The sequence below is a fragment of the Pantoea sp. USHLN298 genome (assembly GCF_037149395.1).
Taxonomy (GTDB): domain Bacteria; phylum Pseudomonadota; class Gammaproteobacteria; order Enterobacterales; family Enterobacteriaceae; genus Pantoea; species Pantoea astica.
Genome location: NZ_JBBCRO010000016.1, coordinates 1 through 622 on the forward strand (window position 1 = coordinate 1; position 622 = coordinate 622).

General features: G+C 51.4%; 1 rRNA gene. It reads right to left on the minus strand.

The features are described 5' to 3' along the window. A 16S ribosomal RNA gene (locus WFK59_RS21955) occupies positions 1-459 on the minus strand; the annotation flags it as partial. Between the last annotated feature and the right edge of the window lie 163 nt (positions 460-622).

Below are 622 nucleotides of genomic sequence, written 5' to 3' on the forward strand. Positions count from 1 at the left end.
CATCGCCTTCCTCCCCGCTGAAAGTACTTTACAACCCGAAGGCCTTCTTCATACACGCGGCATGGCTGCATCAGGCTTGCGCCCATTGTGCAATATTCCCCACTGCTGCCTCCCGTAGGAGTCTGGACCGTGTCTCAGTTCCAGTGTGGCTGGTCATCCTCTCAGACCAGCTAGGGATCGTCGCCTAGGTGGGCCATTACCCCGCCTACTAGCTAATCCCATCTGGGTTCATCCGATAGTGAGAGGCCCGAAGGTCCCCCTCTTTGGTCTTGCGACGTTATGCGGTATTAGCCACCGTTTCCAGTGGTTATCCCCCTCTATCGGGCAGATCCCCAGACATTACTCACCCGTCCGCCACTCGTCACCCAAGGAGCAAGCTCCTCTGTGCTACCGTCCGACTTGCATGTGTTAGGCCTGCCGCCAGCGTTCAATCTGAGCCATGATCAAACTCTTCAATTTAAGTTTGATTTGCTTAAACAAGTTAAGCGGTGCTCATCTGTAAAACGTCATAATGAATTTCATTATGTGTTCACTCGTGAGACTTGATATTTTTTACGTCCGGAGACGCTGATATCAATCCTGCGAGTGCCCACACAGATTGTCTGATAAATTGTTAAAGAGC